Genomic DNA, 21,542 nt, shown 5'->3' with positions numbered 1-21,542 from the left:
GGGCCTATTGCTCCGTCGGATGCGAATTGGCGTCGTTGGGCAGGGTGATCTGGTTGTTGATCGTAATCACCGTACCGTTCTTCAGCTTGTTGGCGCCTGCGGAGACCACTTCGTCCCGAGACGTGATGCCGCCGAGCACGATGACCTGGTTGCCGCGTGCTTCGCCGGTGGTGACGAAACGTTGCTGGGCGATCAGCTGGTCCTTGCCGTCCTTGTCTTTGCCGTGCTGCACCACGAACACGATGTTGCCGTAGGTGTTGTAGGTGATGGCGGTCTGCGGCAGGGTCAGCGGCTTCTGCGGCGCGCCGGTATCGATCATCACCGAGGCGAACATGCCGGGCAGAAGAAGCTTTTCGGGATTGGCGACTTCGGCGCGCACCCGCACGGTGCGGGTCGCGGTGTCGACCTTGGGATCGAGCGCGGTGATTTTGCCGCTGAAAGTCCGTCCGGGGAAGGTGTCGCTGGTAAGGACCACGCGATCGCCCGCCTTCACGCTGGGAATCTGCTGCTGGGCAATGGAGAAATCGACATAGATCGGATCGAGCCGCTGCAGCGTCACCACCGTGGTGCCGGCGCCGACATACTGGCCGACATCGACCTGGCGGATGCCGACGCGGCCGTCGAACGGAGCGCGGATCGCCTTCTTGTCGACGGTCGCCGCCTGGGCTTCCACCGCGGCCTTGGTCGAGAGCATCGACGCCAAAGCCTGATCGTAGTTGGTCTGGCTGATGGCCTGGGTCTTGATCAGTTCGACGTACCGCTTGTAGGTGCGCAGCGCCTGATCGGCAGAGGCGCGATTGGCCGCCAGCGTGGCACGGTCGGAGTCGTCGCGCAGCTGAACCAGCACCATGCCTTTCTTGATGTCCTGGCCGGGCTCGAAATTGACTTTGGTGACGATGCCCGCCAGTTCGGACGACAGGTCGGCGCCTTCGATCGCATGGAGCGTGCCGACCGCCTTCAGTTGGGACTGCCACACCGTCGGCTGGGCGTGGGTCGTCGCCACGGTCGTGACCTGCTTCATGTTGGCCATGAAGCCCGCCACGATCATCTGCATGCCGATGATGTAGCCGAACACCAGCACCAAAAGGCCGAGCACGATCGACAACATGATGATCATGCGCTTGGTGAAGAAGCGTCCGACGGAGCCGGGCATCGCCCGCTGGGCCGCCACGCTGGCCCGCTGCCATCTCGAATTGTCGTTTTGCTGGTTCATCGTCAGTCTCGTGCAGGGGCGTCGGCAAGTTTCCGACGACAACGCCGGAAAGGTGGAGGACATAAAAAAACTAGGCGGCAATCGCCACCCGGCTCATGGATTGGCGCTTACATAGGATTGTTCCCGCCAATTGCCAATCAATCTGTTGGGAGCAATCAATTTTCGTCTGCTTTCGCGACACTCCGGAATATTTTCGCGACAGTCCGGCGAAAAATAGCCTTCCCGACCGGCTCGCCAGCTTAACTGACCCGGTTACTGAACCGAATTACCAAAATACTTACCGCACCTTAACCCTGGCGATAGGCAGCGAGCGCATCCGGGAACGGCGACAACGCCCGCTCCAGAACACCCTGAAGAACCGAGATCGCCAGTCCGTAATTGGTCATCGGCGTTGCGTGCCGCTCGGCCTCGCCCATGCGCGACAGCATTTCCTGGCGGGTCATGACACAGCCGCCGCAATGGATCACCAGCCGGTAGGCGCCGAGATCGGCCGGAAGATCGTGGCCGGCGCAGGACGCGATATCGAGTTCGCAACCGGCGAACTGCCTGAGCCAGCGCGGGATCTTCACCCGGCCGATATCGTCTTCGAGCGGATGATGGGAACAGCCTTCGGCGATCAGGATGCGGTCGCCCGGCTTGAGGCGATTGAGCACGCCGGCGCCGCGCGCCAATGCGTTGAGTTCGCCTTTGAATCGGGCAAACAGGATGGAGAATGTGGTGAGCGCAACGTTCGGCGGCGTATCGGCGACGACGCGGGCCACGACCTGGCTGTCGCACACCACGAGATCGGGCGGCGTCGCCAGCCGCTGCAGCGTGGCGGCGTATTCGCGATCCTTGACCACCAGGGCGCTGGCGTCGTTGTCGAGGAGATCGCGAAGCGATTGCACTTGCGGCACGATCAGGCGGCCGGCCGGAGCGCCGAGATCGATCGGCACCACCATTACCGCCATGCCGCCGGCCGGCATCAGATCGCCGAGCAGCGTCGGCGGCGCGGTGAAGAGTTTCGGCAGCAGACCGCGCACGGCATCCTTGAAGGCGTCGCGGAACGTTTCGCGTTCGCCGGCCCCGCCGATTGCGGATCCGGAAATCCAACTGAGCCGCTTGACGTCGATCAGCGACAGGAAATCGGCGGACGGTTCCTTCAGATCGGTCTTGTTGATGACGATCAGCACCGGCACATGCGCATCATGGGCGGCGTTGATGAGTCCGTCCTCGTATTCGCTCCAGGCGTCGGCGGTCACCACGATGGCAAGGATGTCGGCGCGGCGCAGCGCCTTTTTTGTCATCTCGATGCGCTGTGCGCCGAGCGCGGACGCGTCGTCGATGCCGGCGGTGTCGATCAGCGTCACCGGCCCGAGCGGCAAGAGTTCCATGGTCTTTTCGACCACGTCGGTGGTGGTGCCGGGCACCGCCGAGGTGATGGCGACGTCCTGCCCCGCCAGCGTGTTGAGGAACGACGACTTGCCGACATTGACCCGCCCGGCAATGCCGATGTGGAGGCGTGATGCTTTAGGAGCGGAAGGAAGATCGGACATGTCAGGATTCCGTATGGCCCAGCTTGATCAGATTGGGCGCTGCCAGCACCTCGGCCACCATCGCCTCGCCGAGCTTCAGCACCAGGAAGGCGCGCAAGGTAAGCGCGGCGTTCTGCTCGCGGGCGACAGCGAATTCCTTGGAGAGCTGTTCGGCGCGCTCATAGCCGATCTTCGGCAGGAAGGCCGTGAGCAGCGTCGGGCTGTCCGCCATATACTCGGCGCAGCGGGTCGCGTTGGCCGTGATGCCTTCGATGTGGCGCATCAAGGCGCGGGCGGTTGTCTCCAGCATGGCGATGGTGTCGAGCAGCGCATAGGCGATCAACGGCATGAATTCGTTGATCTGCAACGTGCCATGCGCGGCGCACTCGGTAACGATGCCGTCATTGGCGCGGGCGGTCATCGCCACCTGCATCACCGCCTCGGTCATCACCGGATTGATCTTGCCCGGCATGATCGACGAGCCGGCCTGGAGCGGCGGCAGACGGATTTCGCCGAGGAAATGCAGCAGCCGCAGATCGCCGGCGATCTTGGCGAGATTGGCGGCGGACGCCTTCAGGATGCCGGAGACCTCGACGAAGGCGTCGGCATTGGCGGTGGCGTCGATCACGTTCTCATTGCGCGACAGACCCATGCCGGTCAGTCCGCGCAAGACTTCGATGATGCGGAAGATGAAGGCGCGCGGCGCCGTCAGGCCGGTACCGATGGCGGTGCCGCCGATATTGCAGAGCCTGAGACGCTCCTCGCATTTGAAGGTGCGCCAGCGGTCGCGGGCGATGGCTTCGGCGAACGCGGAAAATTCCTGGCCCAAGGTCATCGGCACCGCGGCCTGCAGCTCGGTGCGGCCCATTTTGGCGATGGCTTGGAACTCGGTTTCCTTGGCCTGGAAGGCGCCCTGCAGCTTGGCGAAGGAATCGGCGAGATTGCGCACGCCCGCGATCGCCGCAATGCGCAGTGCCGTCGGATAAACGTCGTTGGTCGACTGGTGCAGATTGACGTGATGCAGCGGATGGACGTGGGCATAGTCGCCCGGCTTCAGTCCGAGCTCGATCAGCGCCAAGTTGGCGATCACCTCGTTGACGTTCATGTTGGTCGAGGTGCCGGCCCCGCCCTGCAAGGCATCGAGCGGGAAATGCTGGTCGATCTGCGGCCCACCTTCGCAGATCTTGGCGCAGCCCCTGACGATCGCCTTGGCGAGATCGGGCGCCAGAAAGCCGAGTTCGGCATTGGTCACCGCCGCGGCATGCTTGACGACCGCGATCGAGCCGATCAGCAGAGGCGGCACGCGCCGGCCGGTCGCCGGAAAATTGGCGAGCGCCCGCTGGGTATGGATGCCCCACAGCGCGCCGGCCTGGATGTCGAGTTCGCCAAGGCCGTCACGTTCGCGGCGGGATCGTTCAATCGGGTTGTTCATCACTCTTCAGCCGCTTCACGGCGTGTTGGGAATCGCCCCAGGCGTAAAGGCCGATCTTCCGTCCGGCAAATTCGATCCGCATGTTGAGGCAGGATTGGCATTCCTTGGCGTTCTCGTCGAGACACGGCTTGCCGGGATAAAGCTGGTAATCGGCCCGCACGTCGGTCGGCGACATCTGAGGCATGATGACATTGGCGCCGAATTTCAAGCCCTTCTCGCGTCCGACCGGGTCGAGGGCCTGCAAAGCTGTGGTTGAAGCGATATTCACGTCCCTCAGCTTCAACCGGGTCGCCGCGATCATCAACAGCGCCAGTTGGACGCGCGCGGGCACATCGGCCACCGGCTCGCCCCACAAGGGGGTGTCGGGATGGGGGATGAACGGCCCCATGCCGATCATGTCGATGTCCATTTTGGAGAAGAACAGGATGTCGTCGGCGAGATCTTCGAGCGTCTGGCCCGGCAAGCCGATCATCACGCCGGTGCCGACCTGATAGCCGATATCGCGCAGCATCTTCAGGCACGCGACGCGCGATTCGAAGGTCTGGTCGGCCGGGTGGATTTTGGCGAACAACGCGGGATTGGTGGTCTCGATCCGAAGGAGATACCGGTGCGCCCCGGCGTCGTAGAGCCGCTTGTAGGTCTCATAGGACTGCTGGCCGATGCACAGCGTGATGCCGAGCCCGTCGGGCTGCTTGTCGGTGCGGGTCTCGGTCTTGATGCGGGCGACCGCTTCGGCCACCAGGTCGACGAATTTCTTATCGGCGCGCTCGCCCGACTGGATCACCATCGAGCCGTAGCCGTAATCGGCGCACTGGCGGGCGCAGGCGAGAATGTCCTCGAGCGAAAGCGTGTAGCGGTTGACGTCGCGGTTGGACTTGCGGATGCCGCAATAGAGGCAATCGCAGGCGCAGGCGTTGGAGGCTTCCACCAGTCCGCGCAAAAAAACGCCGTCCCCGCAATGGGCGAGCAGGACCCGCTCGGCCTCGGCGCGGACGGCTTCGATTTGTTCCGGTGTACTCGCACTCAGTAGTTTTACGAGGTCTCGGCGGCCCAGTTCCTTCTGAGCCGCCAGACGGGCGTATTCTTCGTCGAACGGCCTAGACCCGTTCCTTGTAGTGGGTGTGCAAGAGTTCATGGCTCTTGTGGCTGCAGGGCCCTTCCTTGAAGAACTCGCGATAGATGCGCAAGACATCCTCGTTTTCGTGGGACTTCCGTACCACGTACGTCGCGTCCTCGCTATAGATGGCTTTCGCACGGGCCGCCCGGATTTCCCGGTCGGTCGGGATCGGCTGGCCGCCGCCGCCCAGGCATCCGCCCGGACAGGCCATGAATTCGATGAAATGGCACTGGGAAAGCGGGCCGCCTTCCTCGATGTCCTTCATCACCCGGATGGCGTTGACGGTCCCGTGTGCCAATCCGACGCGCAGCGTGGCGCCCTTCAGCCATTCGAAGTCGGGAACCAGGTGCGACAGGATTTCCGGAACCGGTCCCACCTTGGAAATCGTCAATTCGGCCATGCGCACGCCGTCGAAGCCGCGCACCGGTTTGATGTCGGCGTGATCGAACACGCTCTCCACCTTTTCGCCGGTGACGATTTCGAACACCGTCCGCAGCGCCGCCTCCATGACGCCGCCGGTGGCGCCGAAGATGACGCCCGAACCCGTGGGCGTGCCGAACGGATCGTCGAACGGGGTCTTGTCCAGCTTGGGCAGTTCGATGCCGGCCTGCTTGAACATGCGGCCCAGTTCGCGGGTCGTCAGCGCGTAATCGACGTCACGATAGCCGGAGGCGTCCATTTCCGGCCGCGCCGCCTCGAACTTCTTGGCGGTGCACGGCATCAGCGAAACCGAAACGATTTTGCTCGGATCCCAGCCGTTCTTCTCGGCGAAGTAGGTCTTCAGGACCGCGCCCATCATCTGTTGCGGGCTCTTGGCCGAGGAAAGGTTGGGCAGGTATTTCGGGTAGAAATGCTCGATGAACTTGATCCAGCCCGGCGAGCAGGAAGTGAACTGCGGCAGCGCCGCGGTGTTGTCCTTGAGAACAAGCGCCTTGTAGAGACGCGAGATCAGCTCCGAACCTTCCTCGAGGATGGTGAGGTCGGCGGAGAAGTTGGTGTCGAACACCTTGTCGAAGCCGACGCGCTTCAAGGCCGTGTTCATCTGGAAGGTCAGCGGAGTGCCGGGCTCGCAGCCGAACATTTCGCCGATCGCCGCGCGCGGCGCCGGTGCGGTCTGGATCACCACCATCTTGTCGGGATCTTCGATCGCATGCCAGACCGCATCGGTGTCGTCGCGTTCGGTCAAGGCACCCGTCGGGCAACGGTTGATGCACTGGCCGCAGTTGATGCAAGTGGCGTCCTTCATCTCCTTGCCCATGAAGGTCGCGATACGGCTGTGATCGCCACGGCCTTCGGTAGTGAGCGCGTAGACACCTTGATAGAGAGCGCACATGCGCACGCAGCGCCGGCACAAGATGCACTTGTTCTGGTCGCGGACGATGATGTTGCCGATCTCGGCTTTCTCGAACAACGGCTCGTGCGGACGCCCGAACCGTTCGGACGTGACGCCGTAATCGGCGCATAGCTTCTGCAATTCGCAGGTACCGTTGCGGGCACAGGCGAAGCAGTCGCCGTAGTGCTCGCTCATCATCAGTTCGAGGATGTCGCGACGCGCATGCCGGATGGCCGTCGACGTGGTGCGAACGGTCATGGCGTTGTGGATCGGCAGCGCGCAGGAGGCGTGCAGTTTGGGCAGGCCTTCCACCTCAACGAGGCAGATGCGGCAGCTCGAGGGCGTCGACAGCATGGCGCTTTCCTCGTGCTGGTGGCTGTGCTCGCCCTGGTGCGGGGTCGAGGCGGTCTGCTGGTACAGCGCCTCGGAGCAAAGATCGTCGTGATGACAGAGTGTCGGAATGTGGATGCCGGCGGTACGAGCCGCCTCAAGAACCGTCGTGCCGGGGATGACTTTAACTTCCTTGCCATCGATGGTGACGGTGATCAATTCGGAGTCCATAACGTGCCCCTTAATGTTCTGTTGTTCCCTCGAGTTGCCGGGCTCAGACGTGGCCGGGCAATTCGCCGGAGAAATTGTTCAGGATCGACAGGAACGCGCGTGCGCTCATCTGGCCGAGGCCGCACTTCGACGCCACCGTCATGGTCTGCGCCAACTGGCGGACATTGCGTTCGCCGTCGACGGTGAGCCCGTCCTTGCGCATCCTGCCGATCGCCTCCAGCATCCGCTGATTGCCGAGCCGGCAGGGAATGCACTGGCCGCAGGATTCATCGCAGAAGAAGTGCTGGAAGTTCTCGGCCACCGCGAACATGTCCTGCCCAGGCCCGAACACAATGATCGAACCGCCGGTGGCGAGATCGCCAGGGGTCATGGTGCGATCGAACTGGGCCGGTGGCACGCAGGTGCCGGAAGCGCCGCCAACCTGCACCGCCTTGGCGTTCTCGGCGCCGACATCGGACAGGATCTGGCGCAGCGACGTGCCGAACGGATATTCGTAGATGCCGGGGCGTTTGCAGTCGCCCGAGACGCAGAACAACCAGGCGCCCGGCGCTTTGCGCGTGCCCATGGCGGCGAACCACGACGGGCCCTTGACCATGATGCACGGCACCCAAGCGAGCGTCTCGACGTTGTTCACGACGGTCGGCTTGCCGAGATAGCCGGCCTGCACCGGGAACGGAATGCGGTTGCGGGCGTCGCCGCGACGGCCTTCGAGCGATTCGAGCAGTGCGGTTTCCTCGCCGCAAACATAGGCGCCGGAGCCCATGCGGATCGAGATGTCGAACGAGAAGTCGCTGGCGCCCAGAATGTTGTTGCCGAGGGTATTGGCGACTCGGCAGCGCTCCAGGGCGGCATCGAGATGCTCGCGCAGCCAGCCGTATTCGGCGCGCAGATACAGAATGCCGAACTCGGCGCCGACCGCGCGGCCGGCGATCGCCATGCCGGCGAACACCAGTTCCGGGAAGTCGGTAAGGATCAGACGATCCTTGAACGTGCCCGGTTCGCCTTCGTCGGCGTTGCAGATGATGTATTTCGGCGAACCTTCCTGGCCGCGGGCGAATTCCCATTTCTTGCCGGTCGGAAATCCCGCGCCGCCGCGGCCTCTGAGGCCGGACGCACCGATGATCGCGACGACGTCCTCGGGCGCCATTTCGGCCGCCATGCGGATGCCGTCCCTCGGCGTCACTTCGGAGAAGGAGAGCTTGTTGCCGACGAAGCCGTGTACTGCTTTCGGGTCCATGTGTTTTCTCCCCCTACTGCGCTTTTTTCGCCGCCAAGGCGGCGTGACGGTATTCGTTGAGAATGGAGCGGACGGACGCCTCGGTGAGCTTGATATGGGGAATCTCGTTGACCATCATCGCCGGGCCCTGGTCACACATGCCGATGCAGTTGGTCTGCTCGATGGTGAACATGCCGTCGGACGTGGTTTCACCCATGCCGATCCCGAGTTCGTCGAACAACGCGGCGATGGCCGGGTGATAGTCGCCCTGCTTGGCGCAGGAAATCGTACGACAGATGCGGATCACATAGGTGCCGCGCGGCTTGACCGAGAAATAGCTGTAGAAGGTGGCGACGCCGTAGACTTCGGCACGCGGCACGTTCAGCGCATCGGAAACCGCCAGCATGGCGTCTTCGGAGATATAGCTGTGTGCCCGGTTGAGATCCTGAAGGATGGGCATAAGGGCCGTTCGCGTGCGGCCGTGAACGCGGACGAGTTGTTCCACCTCCGTCCGTAAGGTTTGTTGAGCATCCATTCCGATCTCCTCCCTGCCGGGGACGAGCGGCTTACGAACACATGCCCTTCACACAAACTCGGGCACACATTCGAAAGAACCGGCCCCGTTTTGTTGTTGCATCACGGCGCCCTCCTCTTCCGGGGCGCCGTTGATTTGCGATCGTCGCACTTGCGACATTTATACGCGTACGCACCTCCACACATCGCTCGACGGCGAATGGCCAATCGAACGTTCACGAAACAATTCAGAAGATTTCAGTTTGAGCAGCGAAGCGTCGTCGAAGAAAGCCGGAATTCCGCTGCATCCGGCAGGTTCAAGCTTGGCATTCACGTTCGCCGGACGGACGTGATGCACAACACACCTCCGCGACTGAATACTCACGACTTAGCGTCCATAAAGGCCGGAAAGCGGGCTGTTTCATTGTGAAAGATCAACAAACAAAAAATCCGGGCTGCCGGCCCATTGGAAGAGCCTGCAGCCCGGATCGCGATTAAGATTCACAAGAGCTTAGGGGCGCCGTCGCGCCCCTTTTGCCCGATCAGTAGACCAACGTACTCATGGTCAGGTCCTGCCAGATCTCCTTGACCGTCCGCGTCAGCGTCAGCTTGCGGTCGTTGTACATGGTGTGCAGGAGGTGGTGGGCCTTGTCCGAATACGGCTTCTCGAGGAAGTCGCGGTAAAGCGCCTGGATCTGCTCATTGTTGTGCGACTGGCGCACCTTCTGAGCGCGGTCCACGTTGTACAGCGTGGCGCGGCGCTTGAGAGCGTTCGGCATATAGGCCTTCTTGGAGCGAAGGTTGCCGCCGCCGTCGACGCAGCCGCCGGGGCAAGCCATGATTTCGATGAAATCGAAATCCGCTTGGCCGGCCAGAACCTGCTCGACGATCGCGCGCGCCGGCTTGAGGCCGTGGCACATGGCGACCTTCACGACGCCGATCTTGCCGCCCATGTCGACGGTCGCCGAACGCACGCCTTCGAAGCCGCGGAGCTGCTCGAACTCGATACGATCGTATTCGGTGCCATTGGCGACGTAGTACATGGTGCGCACGGCCGCTTCCATGACGCCGCCGGTGGTGCCGAAGATGGCGCCGGCGCCGGAGAACTCGGACGCATACGGATTATCGAATCCCGACGGCTCGAGCTTGGCGAGGTTGATGCCTTCGCGGCGCAGGAGTCGGGCGAGTTCGCGGGTGGTCAGCACGACGTCGATTTCCGCCATGCCTTCCAGTTCGAGCTGCTTGCGCGAGGCTTCGTCCTTTTTGGCCGTGCACGGCATGATGGCGATGGTGCGGATCTTCTTCGGATCGATGCCCATCTTCTCCGGCAGATAGGTCTTGCAGATCACGCCCATCGACTGCATCGGCGATTTGGTCGAGCTGAGATAGGGCAGGATCTGCGGATAGTGGATTTCGGCGAAGTTGATCCAGGCCGGGCAGCACGACGTGAAGGTCGGCCGTTTGCCGGCGCCGAGGCGCTTCAGGAGTTCGGCGCTTTCCTCCATGATGACGAGGTCGGCGGCGAAGTTGGTGTCGAGCACGATGTCGGCACCGATGCGCTTCAGGGCGGTGATGATCTGGCCCTGGACGTTGGCGCCCGGCGGCAGACCGAACTCCTCGCCGAACGCAACGCGCACGGCCGGAGCGAACTGGAACACGGTGACGATCTCGGGATCGTAGATCATCTCGAGGACCTTGTCGGTCTCGTCGCGTTCGCCGAGCGCACCCGTCGGGCAGACCAGCACGCACTGGCCGCAGGTGACGCAGGTCGATTCCTTTTGCGACAGGCCGTACTTGAGGCCGACCGCCTTGTCCTGGCCGATGCCGACCTGGACCAGGGCGTCAACGCCCTGCCCGTCGCGGCAGATCGCGATGCAACGCTGGCAGCGAATGCACTTGGTCATGTCGCGGATCATCGCCGGCGAGGAATCGTCGATCTCGCGCTCTTCGATGAACTTGGGATCGTAGAAACGGTTCTCGCGCAGGCCGACGAACTGGGCGACGTCTTGCAGTTCGCAATTGCCGTGACGCACGCAGGTGGCGCAATCCTGATCGTGATCGGCGAGCAGGAGTTCGACCTGGAGCCGCTGCGACTCGCGGGCCCGCGGGGAGCGGGTCTGCACGGTCATGCCTTCCACCACCGGCGTATTGCAGGAGGTGGCAAGCTTCGGCGAGGCCGCGCCGGGAAGCTGGAACTCGACCAGACAGACGCGGCAGGTACCGGGCGTGTGGTCGATGTCATCCAGCTCGCACAGCGTCGGAATGTAGATGCCGTAGCGGCGGGCCGCATGCAGGATGGTTTCGTTCTCTTCCGCCTCAATGGCCATGCCGTTGATGGTGGCGTGGACGATCTTCTTCTCTTCGCCCTCGGGAAGTTCATTTTCCATGTTGGGGGCGCTCCTTAATTGTGGGATTCAGGCACGGCCTGAGCCGTGATGACCGAATAGACGCGATAGCACCTGAGGCAACGCTTGGCCTCGTGATAGGCCGCCTCCTGGCTGATCGGCCGCTCGACTTCCTCGAACATCTGACGGCGGATGTTGGGATCGAGCTCGGGGTGATGGACGCGGTATTCCGACTTGACCGGGATTTCGGCCACATCGGAAGCGAGCAGCTTGTTCTCGCGCAGGATCTGACGCATGCGCGAACGCGGGAAGAACCGCACTTCGCCGAGCCGCACCCAGTCGTCGATGGCGCGCGCCGCCTTGAGGCCGGCCGCCATGGCATGGATCAGCGTGGCGGGACCGGTCTCGGCATCGCCGCCGGCAAACACGCCTTCGCGCGAGGTTTCCAGCGTCGCCTTGTTGACCTCGATGGTCTTCCACTTGTTGAGCTTGACGCCGTCGGGTTCGGTGATGGCGCCCGACTGAACCTGCTGACCGATGGCCGCGATGATCGTCGTGCAGTGCAATTCACGCTCGGAACCGGGGATCGGTTCGACATTGCGGCGGCCGCGCGCGTCCTTTTCGGTCTGGCGCATGTGCACCAGCTTGACGCCGACGACCTTGCCGTCCTTCGAAATGATCTCGGTCGGGTTGGTCAGGAAGTGCATCACGATGCCTTCGGCTTCCGCCGCCGTGATTTCTTCCTTGTCGGCCGGCATATCCTCGCGGGTACGGCGGTAGACCAAGTGCACCGTGCGGGCGCCCATGCGGATCGCCGACCGGACGCAGTCCATCGCCACGTTGCCGCCACCGACGACGACCACATCGCCATCGAGCTTGACCGGCTTGGTGCCTGCGACATGGTCATGGACCTTGAGCAGGAAACCGATGCCGGATTCGTAGCCGACCAGGCTGGTGTCTTCGTTGGCGACACCCATCTTGGTGCCTTCCTGGCAGCCGAGGCCGAGGAACACCGCGCGGTAGCCTTTGCCGAACAGGTCGTTGACCGAATAGTCGCGACCGAGCTTCTGGTTGAACAGGAAGCGGCCGCCGAGCTGGGTGATGATGTCCATTTCGGACTGCAGCACGTCTTTCGGCAGGCGATAGCTCGGGATGCCGATGGCAGCCATGCCGCCAGCTTGTTCCTGAGCTTCGTAGATATCGACGTGATACCCATGCAGCAAGAGGTGGTAGGCGCAGGAAACGCCGGCCGGGCCGGCACCGACGACCGCTACGCGCATCGACGGCGGCAGCGGCTCGCTGATCATGCTCTTGGAGAAGGTCAGCGCGCCGGTCTGGTTCTGGTAGTCGGCGACGTAGCGCTTCAGGGTTTTGATGCCGACGGCTTCGTCGACGAGGTTGCGGCGGCAAGCCATTTCGCAGAACCGCACGCAGACGCGGCCGCACGTGGCGGCCATCGGGTATTTCTGCAGGATCACGCCGAGGGAGTGCGAGGGTTTGCCGTCGCGGATGTAATCGATGTACTGCGGCACGTTGATCTTGGACGGGCAGGCCTCGATACAGGGGGCGGTCACGTAGATCATGCCTTCCTGCTCGGGCTGCTTGCCTTCTTCGATTTCCGCTTCGAACTCGTCGCGGAAGTTCTCGAGCGCATCGAGCAGCGCACGGCCGCAGGTCATGCCGAGACCGCACAGCGAGGTGTCGGTCATCTGGCGCGCCAGCGCGGTGATGTCGTCGAGATCGAGCGCCGACTGCTTGCCTTGACGCAGATCGTTGAGCGCATCGCGGACCAGGACGGTGCCCATCCGGCACGGCGTACACTTGCCGCACGATTGCTCGGCGGCCTTGTCCATGTAGCGCCAGAAGGTGTCGATGAGGCTTACGCCCTTGTCGAGGACGAAGAAGCCGCGATCACCGACGAAGGCCCTGATCGGGTTGCCCTCGTTGAAGACGTCGAGGCCGCGAAGGGCAACGGCGTTCTCAGGATTGGGCTTGCTCGGATCGCGGTAGTCGTGAACGGCTCCGTTCCAGACGCCGTAGACGATATGTGCCATATTTCAGTTCCCTGCTCGTGAAAGGCAGGAGACCTCTCGCCGGACGCGAACCCGGGTGCCCGCACCGGTGGGCCTCTCTTTTTAACGGCTGCTGCTTAGCGTTGGAGCGCGGCCGGATACATAGGGAATTGCCCGGATTCGGCCAATCGCGACAAACAGCCCTTCTTTTGCGGAATGTCAAATTCGACATTTTGATGGCACATTTAATGGAAATCGCGCGATTTCGGCACAATACGCACGTTGCGCGGATGCCGGTGCAAGTGCACCGCCGCCTGGGAGCGGAACGGGGGAGCCTCGGCCGAATCCTCGGAGAGGCGCTCCAGCTCGGTGCTACGGTCTATCACACGTTCTGCGACAAGATGGATCACATTCTCAGGGCTGCGCTGGATCCGGCCCTGCACGAGCAGGAGGCGGGCGCCCATGATCTCGCGCCGGAACGTCTCGACCAGCCGCGGCCATACCACGACGTTGGCGATACCGGTCTCATCGCTCAGGGTAATGAAGACAACGCCCGCCTCGCCCGGCATCTGGCGGACTAGGACGATACCGGCGACCGAAACCGCCTCCCCGTCCCGGCCCGCAGCGATCTCGGCACAGCTCTTCACGCCTTCGCCGCGGAATACATCGCGCAGGAATTGCATCAGGTGGGCGCGCAGTGACAGCCGCAACATCTGGTAATCGGCCAGGACATGCTCCGACTGCGGCATGACCGGCAGGGGCGCGATCTCTTCGGGTTCCTGGATATCTACGTATTGGGCATCGAATAACGGCAGGCCGGCGGGGTCGGCGATCCGGCGGACCGCCCAGAGGATTTCGCGGCGGTCGATGGCGATCGACTGGAAGGAATCGGCCTCGGCCAGGATAATCAAAGCTCGCCGCGGCAAATCGGTCCGTTTGGCCAAGCTTTCGACCGCCCGATAGCCATTGCCGCGGCGCGAGACCAGCGTTCCGGCCCAATCTTGACGAAAACCTTCGACCTGCCGCAGGCCAAGCCGGACCGCCGGGCCGTCCGGCCCCGGCTCGAGGATGTTGTCCCATTCGGAAAAATTCACGTCGATGGGGCGGACCTCCACCCCATGCTCGCGGGCATCCCGCACGATCTCGGCCGGAGCGTAGAAGCCCATCGGCTGTGAATTGAGCAATGCGCAGCAGAACGCGGCGGGATGATGCTTCTTGATGTAGGCCGACACATAGACAAGGTGGGCAAAGCTGGCGGCATGGCTTTCGGGAAAGCCGTAGGACCCGAACCCTTCGATCTGGCGGAAGCAGCGTTCGGCATAGTCGGGGTCGTAACCGCGCTCGACCATGCGGCCGACAAATTTGGCTTTGAAGGTGTCGATGGTGCCGACATTGCGGAAGGTCGCCATGGCCCGCCGCAAGCCGTTGGCTTCTTCGGCCGAGAACTTGGCGGCGACGATGGCAAGCTTCATCGCCTGCTCCTGAAACAGCGGCACACCCATCGTCTTGCTGAGAACCTGATGGAGTTCATCGGGCGGGCCGTGCTCGGGAGATGGCGAGGGATAAGTGACGTCCTCCTGGTGATTGCGCCGTCTGAGGTAGGGATGAACCATGTCGCCCTGGATCGGGCCGGGGCGGACGATCGCCACCTCGATGACGAGGTCGTAGAATTTCTTCGGCCTCAGCCGCGGCAGCATGTTCATCTGCGCCCGGCTTTCCACCTGGAACACACCGATGGCATCGGCGTTTTGCAGCATCGCGTAGACGGCCGGGTCCTCGCGCGGAATGGTGGCGAGCCTGTATGGCTTTCGCTCGTGCACCCGGATGAGATCGAACGCCTTGCGGATGCAGGTCAGCATGCCGAGCGCGAGAACGTCGACCTTCATCATCCGCAAGGTATCGAGATCGTCTTTGTCCCATTCGATGAACCAGCGGTCCTTCATGGTGGCAGGACCGACCGGCACGATTTCGTCGAGACGATCCTCCGTCAGCACGAAGCCGCCGACGTGCTGAGACAGATGACGCGGAAATCCGATCAGGACATTGGCGAGCCGGACCGCTTGGGCGATGACCAAGTTTTGCGGATCGAGCAGTCCCTGCCGCACCTCGCTGTCTTTGAGGCGGGAGCCCCAACTGCCCCAGACACCGGAGGCCAGCGCGGTGGTGACGTCTTCCGTGAGCCCAAAGACCTTGCCGACTTCGCGGATTGCACTGCGCGGGCGATAGCAGATGACGGTGCCCGTCAATGCCGCGCGATGACGGCCGTAACGGTCGTAAACGTTCTGGATCACCTCTTCCCGGCGTTCGTGTTCGAAATCGACATCGATGTCGGGCGGTTCCTTGCGCTCCTCCGAAACAAAGCGTTCGAACAACAGATCGACCTCGGTGGGATCGACGGCAGTAATGCCGAGCACGAAACAGACGGCGGAATTGGCGGCAGAGCCACGCCCCTGACAAAGAATATCTTCGCTTTTGGCAAAACTGACGATGTCATAGACCGTCAGGAAATACGGCGCGATCTGCATCTTGCCGATAAGATGCAGTTCTTTTTCGAGGACCGCCCGCACCTTATCCGGAATGTTGCCGTGGTAATGCGCGTGCGCACCGGCCCAGGTGAGATCTTCCAGATGCTGCTGCGCCGTCTTGCCGGCCGGGACCGGATCGGCGGGATAATTGTACTTGATCTGATCGAGCGTGAAGCCGACGCGATCGGCAAAGCGGAGCGTTTCGGCCACGGCCTCGGGCGCGGCGGCAAACAACTCCGCCATTTCTTCCGGGTCTTTCAGATGCCGTTCGGCATTGGCTTCGAGAAGGCGTCCTGCCGTATCCAGCGTCACATGCTCGCGAATGCAAGTGATCACATCCTGCAAAGGGTGGCGGTCGGGCGCGTGATAAAGAGCATCGTTGGTGGCAATCAGCGGCACGCCAGCGTCCTGCGCCACAGTCTGCCAGCGGCGCAACCGGCGAAAGTCATCGCCATGAAGCGGCATCGAGACACCGAGCCAGACCCGCCCCGGCGCCATGTCCGCGAGCATCGCCAACAGGTCTCGGATGGCGGCCTCGTCCGTTGCAACGGGAGCCGGAAGAACCGCGTCGGTCTCGGTGTTCCAGGCAGGTTTGAAAGAGACGGGCTCGCTGCGGCGGCCCGGCCGCGGGGCCATGACCGTGAGAAGCATCCCACCCTGCCATTCCTGCAGGTCTTTCAGCGTCAGAATGCAATCGCCTTTGGGGGCACGCAGTTTGCCCTGGCTCAACAGCCGGCAGAGCCGGCCATAAGCGGCGCGGTCGGAAGGATACGCCAGAATATCCGGCGTGCCGTCGGCGAACACCAAGCGGGCGCCGACCAGAAGCTTCGGCTTGTCGCCTTCAATCTGCTCCCAGGCAGCATAGGCCCGTACCACCCCGGCGAGCGAATTACGGTCGGCGATCCCGATCGCGGCATAACCGAGAAGCGTCGCCGCCGCGATCACCTCCTTGGGATGCGATGCCCCATGCAGAAAAGAGAAATTCGTCGCCGCAGCGATTTCCGCATATCTGGTGGTCGCGTTTTCCGGCCGAAAACCGCTACCCACTTTTCGGGAAAACGCTCCGGTCATGCGAACACTCCATGCAGGAACCAGTGCAAACCCTGCTCGCGATAAAGCCAGAAGCGACGGCCATTCTCGTCTTCGGCGCGGTAATAATCGCGATCCGGAGCCGCATCGCGCCACCATTCCATGGCGATGCGCTCGGGGCCTTCGAGTTTGCGGATCCTGTGGGTGACATGGCGCCAGCGGAAGGCTTCGCCGCCGATCAGACTGACCGGCTCGGGCGCCAGAAGCCGTAATGGCCGGCACGGCGCTTCGCCGGCAGATCGCATCTTCTCCCAGCCGAGCCGGCCCGCCCTCGCATATTGCGCCGGAACCGCAGCGAACGCGTTCTCGGGAATATGGGTATCCCGCGGTTCGAACGACAGCACCCGATGAGCCCCGAAGCGGGCCGTCAGGCGATCCACCAGGGCGCGGATTTCCTTTTGCGGCACCGTCTCACTGCCGAGCGCGGCGGCTTCGTCCCGGCACGGTTCGGTGCGATCCGCTTCCAGGCGGATGAGGTCGAAGCCGAAACCGGGATCGAGCGGATCGGCCAACGCATCCAGCTTTTCCCGGAACAGTCGTTCGATCAGCGCCGGTTCGCGGGTGGGCGCACCGGTCTGGACAGCCAACCGGCGGATGCTGCCGTCGGCGCGGAAAAACACCGCCTGCAAGGCGCGAGCGCCTTCACCGCGTTCCTCGAGATTTTTCCCCAGCCGGCCCGCCAGCAGATTCAACGTGGCGAGCATCGTCTTTTCGTCCGTGACCGGCTCGGCAAAGCGGCGTTCGGCGCGGTAATCGGGCAGCGGCAGACGCGGCGAGATCGGCAGGTCGGCACGGCCGAGAGCGGTATCGAGCGCGAACACCATGCCGGAGCCGAACCGGGCCGTGAGTTCGGCACGGCGGCGGCCGGCCACCTGCCCCACGGTCTTCAAACCGGCACGGCGGAAGGCGTGAACGGTGACGGGATCGAGGTCCAGCGCTTCGACCGGTAACGTGGATACGGCTTCGCTGTCCCGGCCCGGCGGCACTACCGTCCCATCGCGATACCGGGCCAAGGCCCGCGCTGCCAATGCGGTTCCGGCGAGCGCCCCAGCGACGGCAAAGCCCTGCTTCTTCAGAGCCCGACGCAACCGGTCCAGCATCGCCTGTTCACCATCGAACAGGTGGGATGCACCGGTGACGTCGAGCAAAAGACCGCAGGGCGCATCGAGCGCCACCAGCGGGGTGAAGCTGTCGCACCAGTCGGCGATCTTTTCCAAGAGCCGCAGATCCGCCGGCGCATTGGCCGCCATCACCTTCACGGCAGGCACCATGGCCCGTGCGCTGGCAAGCGCCATCCCCGGAGCAAGCCCGAGGTCCGCCGCCCTGCGGTCCACCGCGGTGAGCCGCATCGCGTTGTCTTGTTTGGCGACGATGACGAGAGGCAGCCCCCAATCAGGCGGCGGATGCCTCAGCCACCGGCGCCGCAAACGGTCGGTCGGAAGGCGCGGAAACCACAGCGCCGCGATCCGTCGGGCGGAAGACACCATCGTCACAACTCCACTGGATGACCCAATGCCCCGCCGGCCCATGCCGGTTCCGCTGCAAATCCACATCGAAGGCCGGCTGGCCCCAATTGATGTCGTCTTCCGACGATGCGGCGCGGACCAGCCAGCGGGTTTCGGCACCACCGATGCCGGACGAAGTCGCGGCCTGGCGCAGCAAAACGGCCGTCACCCCACTCTCACCCGCCGCCAGCGCCAGCCGCCGATAGGCAACCAGATCGAGCTGCTTGGGCGATCCCATCACTTCGATCACCACCGCCCCGAGAGCGGCGCATGTGAGCGCATCGGACGCCGCTTTGAGAGCATCCGCCGCATCCGGTACCCGCAATAAAAGGAGCCGGGCGGGATCGAGACCCAATTCGAACAGCCCGGTGGCGGTCAGCTCGCCGCATTCGAGACCGGCATAATCCTGGCGGATCCAAAGGAGCGGCCCGCCCAGACGCCCGCAAAGCCCCGCCACGAACCCCGCGGCCGACGCCTCATGCGACGGGCTCGCAAATACCTCATGCAAGGCGCCCCGCATCAGCCCGCCCGCCAAAGCCTGGTCCAGCCGCGGCACCCCCAGTTCGACCCGAACGCCGTGCGGCTCGACCGCCGCGAGGGCGGCGCGCAAGGCCATAATTTTTTGGTCCTTCAAAGACATAGTTCTCCTGTCTCCGGTCACGGGGTGCGCGCCTGAGGGGGCATGGCGGAAAGCCAAATACTAGAACAAAGTGGGAACAAAAGTCAAGCCGGAAACAGACAACCACCCCGTGTACTGAGCCCCGCAGACACCGCCTACGTATTTTTGCTTACCGCGTCATTTACCAAGCATTAGCTGTACCGGCCCAGGCTTGCGAACCGTGCGCGCGGGGGGCTTTCGCGGGCACTCGCGAAGGCTGCCATGTTCCGCTTCATTCGAACCCGTGCTGCCCGTCCGAGCGTCTTGGTCGCTATCACGATCCTGACGCTGCTTACCATTTCCTGGAGCGGGTACGTCTGGCTGACGATCAGCGAATACAAAGATCGCATCGCCGAAGAACGCGGCGACCTTGCGACCGCGGCCCGCGCTTATGCCGATTACGCGGCGATGCTCGCCACCTTCGAGATGAACATCCCCTTCGGCGTTGCCAGCGACGAACGTCCGGAAAATGTCGATCTCGTCTTTTCCTCCAAGCTCCTCACCCGCTACCGGCTCGACATGAACCTGCCGGAAGACACGACTCTCGAAATCCGGCCTGCCGGCGCCAAAAGTCCGGCCGTTCCCCGCAGTTCCATGGCGGCCCAAGCCGAACGCAGCGGATTGGTCGTCCTCGCCACAAGGCCGATCGCCTCGGCGCTGGCGCCCTGGCGGTGGGGCGCCCAGATCGAAGGCGGAGCGCTTACCGCCATCACCATCCTGATGCTGCTTCTCGGCTCCGTCCTGATCTTGCAGCTGCGCAAGCGTGAAGCGGCGGAAACGGCCGTTCTCGCCGCCAAGGAACAGGCCGAAGCCGGCAACAAGGCCAAATCGGAATTCCTCGCCAACATGAGCCACGAGGTGCGCACGCCGATGAACGGCGTCCTCGGCATGAGCGAATTGCTGCTGGCGACCGAACTCAATCCGGAACAGCGCCGCTTTGCCGAAGTGATCCACGAATCCGGCGAAGCCATGCTCACCGTCGTCAACGACATCCTCGACTTGTCGAAGATGGAAGCAGGCAAGCTCGAGATCGACGCCAGCGAGTTCGATCTCAATAGCACGGTCGAGCGGACCGTGGCGGTGATGGCCGGCAAGGCGCGGGAAAAGAGCCTCGATCTCGTCGTCTTCGTCGAACCGCATGCGCGCGGCGTCTATCTCGGCGATTCCATGCGTATCCGCCAGGTGCTGCTCAACCTGATGAGCAACGCCATCAAATTCACCGACAAGGGCGCGGTCTCGATCCTGGTGCGGCGCACGTCGGCGCTGCCCGGTACCGACATCCCGCTGCGCTTCGAGGTCACCGATACCGGCATCGGCATTCCGGCGGCCGAACACATCCGCCTGTTCCAGAAGTTCTCCCAGGTCGATGCCTCGGCAACGCGCCGGCATGGCGGCACCGGGCTTGGGCTGGCCATCTGCAAGCAGCTCGTCGAACTGATGGGCGGCCATATCGGGGTCCAGTCGACGCCCGGCAAAGGCTCCACCTTCTGGTTCGAATTGACCCTGCCGCAATTGCGTATCGCGGCGGCGCCCTCCGAGGGTCTGCCGGCGCACGCCAAAACCCTGCGCGCCCTGATGGTCGACGACATTCCAACCAATCTGGAACTGCTCGGCCGCAACCTGCGCATGCTCGGCATGGAAACTGCCGCCAGCTCCGACGCCTTCGCCGCCATGAGCGAGATGGAAAACGCCTGGCACCGCGGCAGGCCCTACGACATCATCTTCCTCGATCACATGATGCCGGGAAAAACCGGCGTCGAACTGGCGCGCGACATCCGCGCCGACGCCCAGTTCGCCGACGTGAAGCTGGTGCTGGTCACCTCGGCCGGGCGGCAGGCGCTCGAAGGCGAGAACGTCCGCTTCGACTATGTGCTCGAAAAGCCGCTGCGCCAGCAATTCCTGCACGACTGCCTGCTGTCGATCCTCGCCACCCACGACGAGTCCGAAGCACCCCGTACCACCGAAACGGCGAGCGCCCCGGAAGCGTCACGGTCGCCGCTGCGCGTCCTCCTCGCCGAGGACAATCGCATCAACCAGAAATTCGTGCTCGCCCTGTTGGAAAAGACCGGGTACGCCGTCGACGTCGTCGACACCGGCCTCAAGGCGGTCGAAGCGGTGATGAAGAAAAACTACGACGTCGTGCTGATGGACATCCAGATGCCGGAGCTCGACGGCGTCGCGGCGACCTCGCGCATCCGCAAGCTCAAGGGCACCAAGGCGCGCATTCCGATCATCGCGATGACCGCCAATGCCATGCTGGGCCAGCGCGAAGAATATCTTGGTGCCGGCATGGACGACTACATCGCCAAGCCGATACAGCCCGCCATGCTGCTTGGCCGTCTCGAAGCCCTGGCCGGTGGGCGCGGGCTCGATGCCGAGACCGAACGGGCGCTCGACGATGCCACCAAGGCGCTCAACGCCATGATTCCCGAAACGTCGCGTCCGACCGACGGCGGAACTAAAAAAACCGCCTAAAGCATTGGATTTTAAATTCACCCCGGTCCTGCCA

General features: G+C 63.3%; 13 protein-coding genes. 1 reads left to right on the top strand and 12 read right to left on the bottom strand.

From position 1 onward, the window contains the following. Window positions 1-4: 4 nt before the first annotated feature. The 12 genes from FHS84_RS15130 to FHS84_RS15075 form a co-directional block, all read right to left on the bottom strand. On the bottom strand, window positions 5-1,213 hold the full coding sequence (locus tag FHS84_RS15130; RefSeq protein WP_208393894.1) for an efflux RND transporter periplasmic adaptor subunit: 1,209 nt from the start codon (window positions 1,211-1,213) through the stop codon (window positions 5-7). A gap of 287 nt (window positions 1,214-1,500) precedes the next feature. Next, complete coding sequence (hydF, locus tag FHS84_RS15125) at window positions 1,501-2,748, bottom strand: [FeFe] hydrogenase H-cluster maturation GTPase HydF (RefSeq protein ID WP_166935803.1); 1,248 nt, start codon at window positions 2,746-2,748, stop codon at window positions 1,501-1,503. Between the two features lies 1 nt (window position 2,749). Then, window positions 2,750-4,159, bottom strand: a complete 1,410-nt coding sequence (locus tag FHS84_RS15120) for an aspartate ammonia-lyase (protein ID WP_166935801.1) — start codon at window positions 4,157-4,159, stop codon at window positions 2,750-2,752. Further along, a complete protein-coding gene (gene hydE, locus FHS84_RS15115) occupies window positions 4,143-5,294 on the bottom strand; it encodes a [FeFe] hydrogenase H-cluster radical SAM maturase HydE (RefSeq protein ID WP_166935799.1) in 1,152 nt (383 codons plus the stop codon). Before hydE ends, FHS84_RS15120 begins: the two co-directional genes overlap by 17 nt. Further along, a complete protein-coding gene (locus FHS84_RS15110) occupies window positions 5,257-7,170 on the bottom strand; it encodes an NADH-dependent [FeFe] hydrogenase, group A6 (protein WP_166935797.1) in 1,914 nt (637 codons plus the stop codon). The genes hydE and FHS84_RS15110 overlap by 38 nt, the downstream gene beginning before the upstream one ends. A 43-nt stretch (window positions 7,171-7,213) precedes the next feature. Next, on the bottom strand, window positions 7,214-8,407 hold the full coding sequence (locus tag FHS84_RS15105; RefSeq protein WP_166935795.1) for a complex I 51 kDa subunit family protein: 1,194 nt from the start codon (window positions 8,405-8,407) through the stop codon (window positions 7,214-7,216). Between the two features lie 13 nt (window positions 8,408-8,420). Further along, window positions 8,421-8,846 carry an NADH-quinone oxidoreductase subunit NuoE family protein gene (locus FHS84_RS15100; protein WP_243851096.1) on the bottom strand — a complete coding sequence of 142 codons (426 nt, stop codon included), beginning with the start codon at window positions 8,844-8,846 and terminating at the stop codon, window positions 8,421-8,423. A gap of 595 nt (window positions 8,847-9,441) precedes the next feature. Beyond that, on the bottom strand, window positions 9,442-11,286 hold the full coding sequence (locus FHS84_RS15095; protein ID WP_166935791.1) for a [FeFe] hydrogenase, group A: 1,845 nt from the start codon (window positions 11,284-11,286) through the stop codon (window positions 9,442-9,444). A 14-nt stretch (window positions 11,287-11,300) separates the two neighbouring features. Further along, window positions 11,301-13,298: an FAD-dependent oxidoreductase gene (locus tag FHS84_RS15090; RefSeq protein ID WP_166935789.1), complete on the bottom strand. Its 1,998-nt coding sequence runs from the start codon at window positions 13,296-13,298 to the stop codon at window positions 11,301-11,303. Between the two features lie 203 nt (window positions 13,299-13,501). Then, complete coding sequence (locus tag FHS84_RS15085) at window positions 13,502-16,852, bottom strand: error-prone DNA polymerase (protein WP_166935787.1); 3,351 nt, start codon at window positions 16,850-16,852, stop codon at window positions 13,502-13,504. Then, on the bottom strand, window positions 16,849-18,357 hold the full coding sequence (locus FHS84_RS15080; RefSeq protein ID WP_166935785.1) for a Y-family DNA polymerase: 1,509 nt from the start codon (window positions 18,355-18,357) through the stop codon (window positions 16,849-16,851). The genes FHS84_RS15085 and FHS84_RS15080 overlap by 4 nt, the downstream gene beginning before the upstream one ends. After that, the gene (locus FHS84_RS15075; protein WP_208393892.1) at window positions 18,263-19,009 is read right to left on the bottom strand and encodes an ImuA family protein; all 747 of its coding nucleotides are present in this window, start codon (window positions 19,007-19,009) and stop codon (window positions 18,263-18,265) included. The genes FHS84_RS15080 and FHS84_RS15075 overlap by 95 nt, the downstream gene beginning before the upstream one ends. Window positions 19,010-19,255: 246 nt before the next feature. Between FHS84_RS15075 and FHS84_RS15070 the strand changes: the two genes are divergently transcribed. Then, on the top strand, window positions 19,256-21,508 hold the full coding sequence (locus FHS84_RS15070; RefSeq protein WP_166935781.1) for a response regulator: 2,253 nt from the start codon (window positions 19,256-19,258) through the stop codon (window positions 21,506-21,508). The last annotated feature ends 34 nt before the right edge of the window (window positions 21,509-21,542 follow it).

The organism is Rhizomicrobium electricum, assembly GCF_011762045.1.
GTDB classification, from domain to species: Bacteria; Pseudomonadota; Alphaproteobacteria; order Micropepsales; family Micropepsaceae; genus Rhizomicrobium; species Rhizomicrobium electricum.
The sequence above is the reverse complement of the archived record's forward strand: the minus strand, read 5'-3'. Positions and strand labels throughout refer to the sequence as shown.

Coding starts and splice junctions, on each gene's coding strand:
- FHS84_RS15130 (WP_208393894.1), bottom strand. CDS start 1,213: ATGAACCAGCAAAACGACAATTCGAGATGGCAGCGGGCCAGCGTGGCG.
- hydF (WP_166935803.1), bottom strand. CDS start 2,748: ATGTCCGATCTTCCTTCCGCTCCTAAAGCATCACGCCTCCACATCGGC.
- FHS84_RS15120 (WP_166935801.1), bottom strand. CDS start 4,159: ATGAACAACCCGATTGAACGATCCCGCCGCGAACGTGACGGCCTTGGC.
- hydE (WP_166935799.1), bottom strand. CDS start 5,294: ATGAACTCTTGCACACCCACTACAAGGAACGGGTCTAGGCCGTTCGAC.
- FHS84_RS15110 (WP_166935797.1), bottom strand. CDS start 7,170: ATGGACTCCGAATTGATCACCGTCACCATCGATGGCAAGGAAGTTAAA.
- FHS84_RS15105 (WP_166935795.1), bottom strand. CDS start 8,407: ATGGACCCGAAAGCAGTACACGGCTTCGTCGGCAACAAGCTCTCCTTC.
- FHS84_RS15100 (WP_243851096.1), bottom strand. CDS start 8,846: ATGCCCATCCTTCAGGATCTCAACCGGGCACACAGCTATATCTCCGAA.
- FHS84_RS15095 (WP_166935791.1), bottom strand. CDS start 11,286: ATGGAAAATGAACTTCCCGAGGGCGAAGAGAAGAAGATCGTCCACGCC.
- FHS84_RS15090 (WP_166935789.1), bottom strand. CDS start 13,298: ATGGCACATATCGTCTACGGCGTCTGGAACGGAGCCGTTCACGACTAC.
- FHS84_RS15085 (WP_166935787.1), bottom strand. CDS start 16,852: ATGACCGGAGCGTTTTCCCGAAAAGTGGGTAGCGGTTTTCGGCCGGAA.
- FHS84_RS15080 (WP_166935785.1), bottom strand. CDS start 18,357: ATGGTGTCTTCCGCCCGACGGATCGCGGCGCTGTGGTTTCCGCGCCTT.
- FHS84_RS15070 (WP_166935781.1), top strand. CDS start 19,256: ATGTTCCGCTTCATTCGAACCCGTGCTGCCCGTCCGAGCGTCTTGGTC.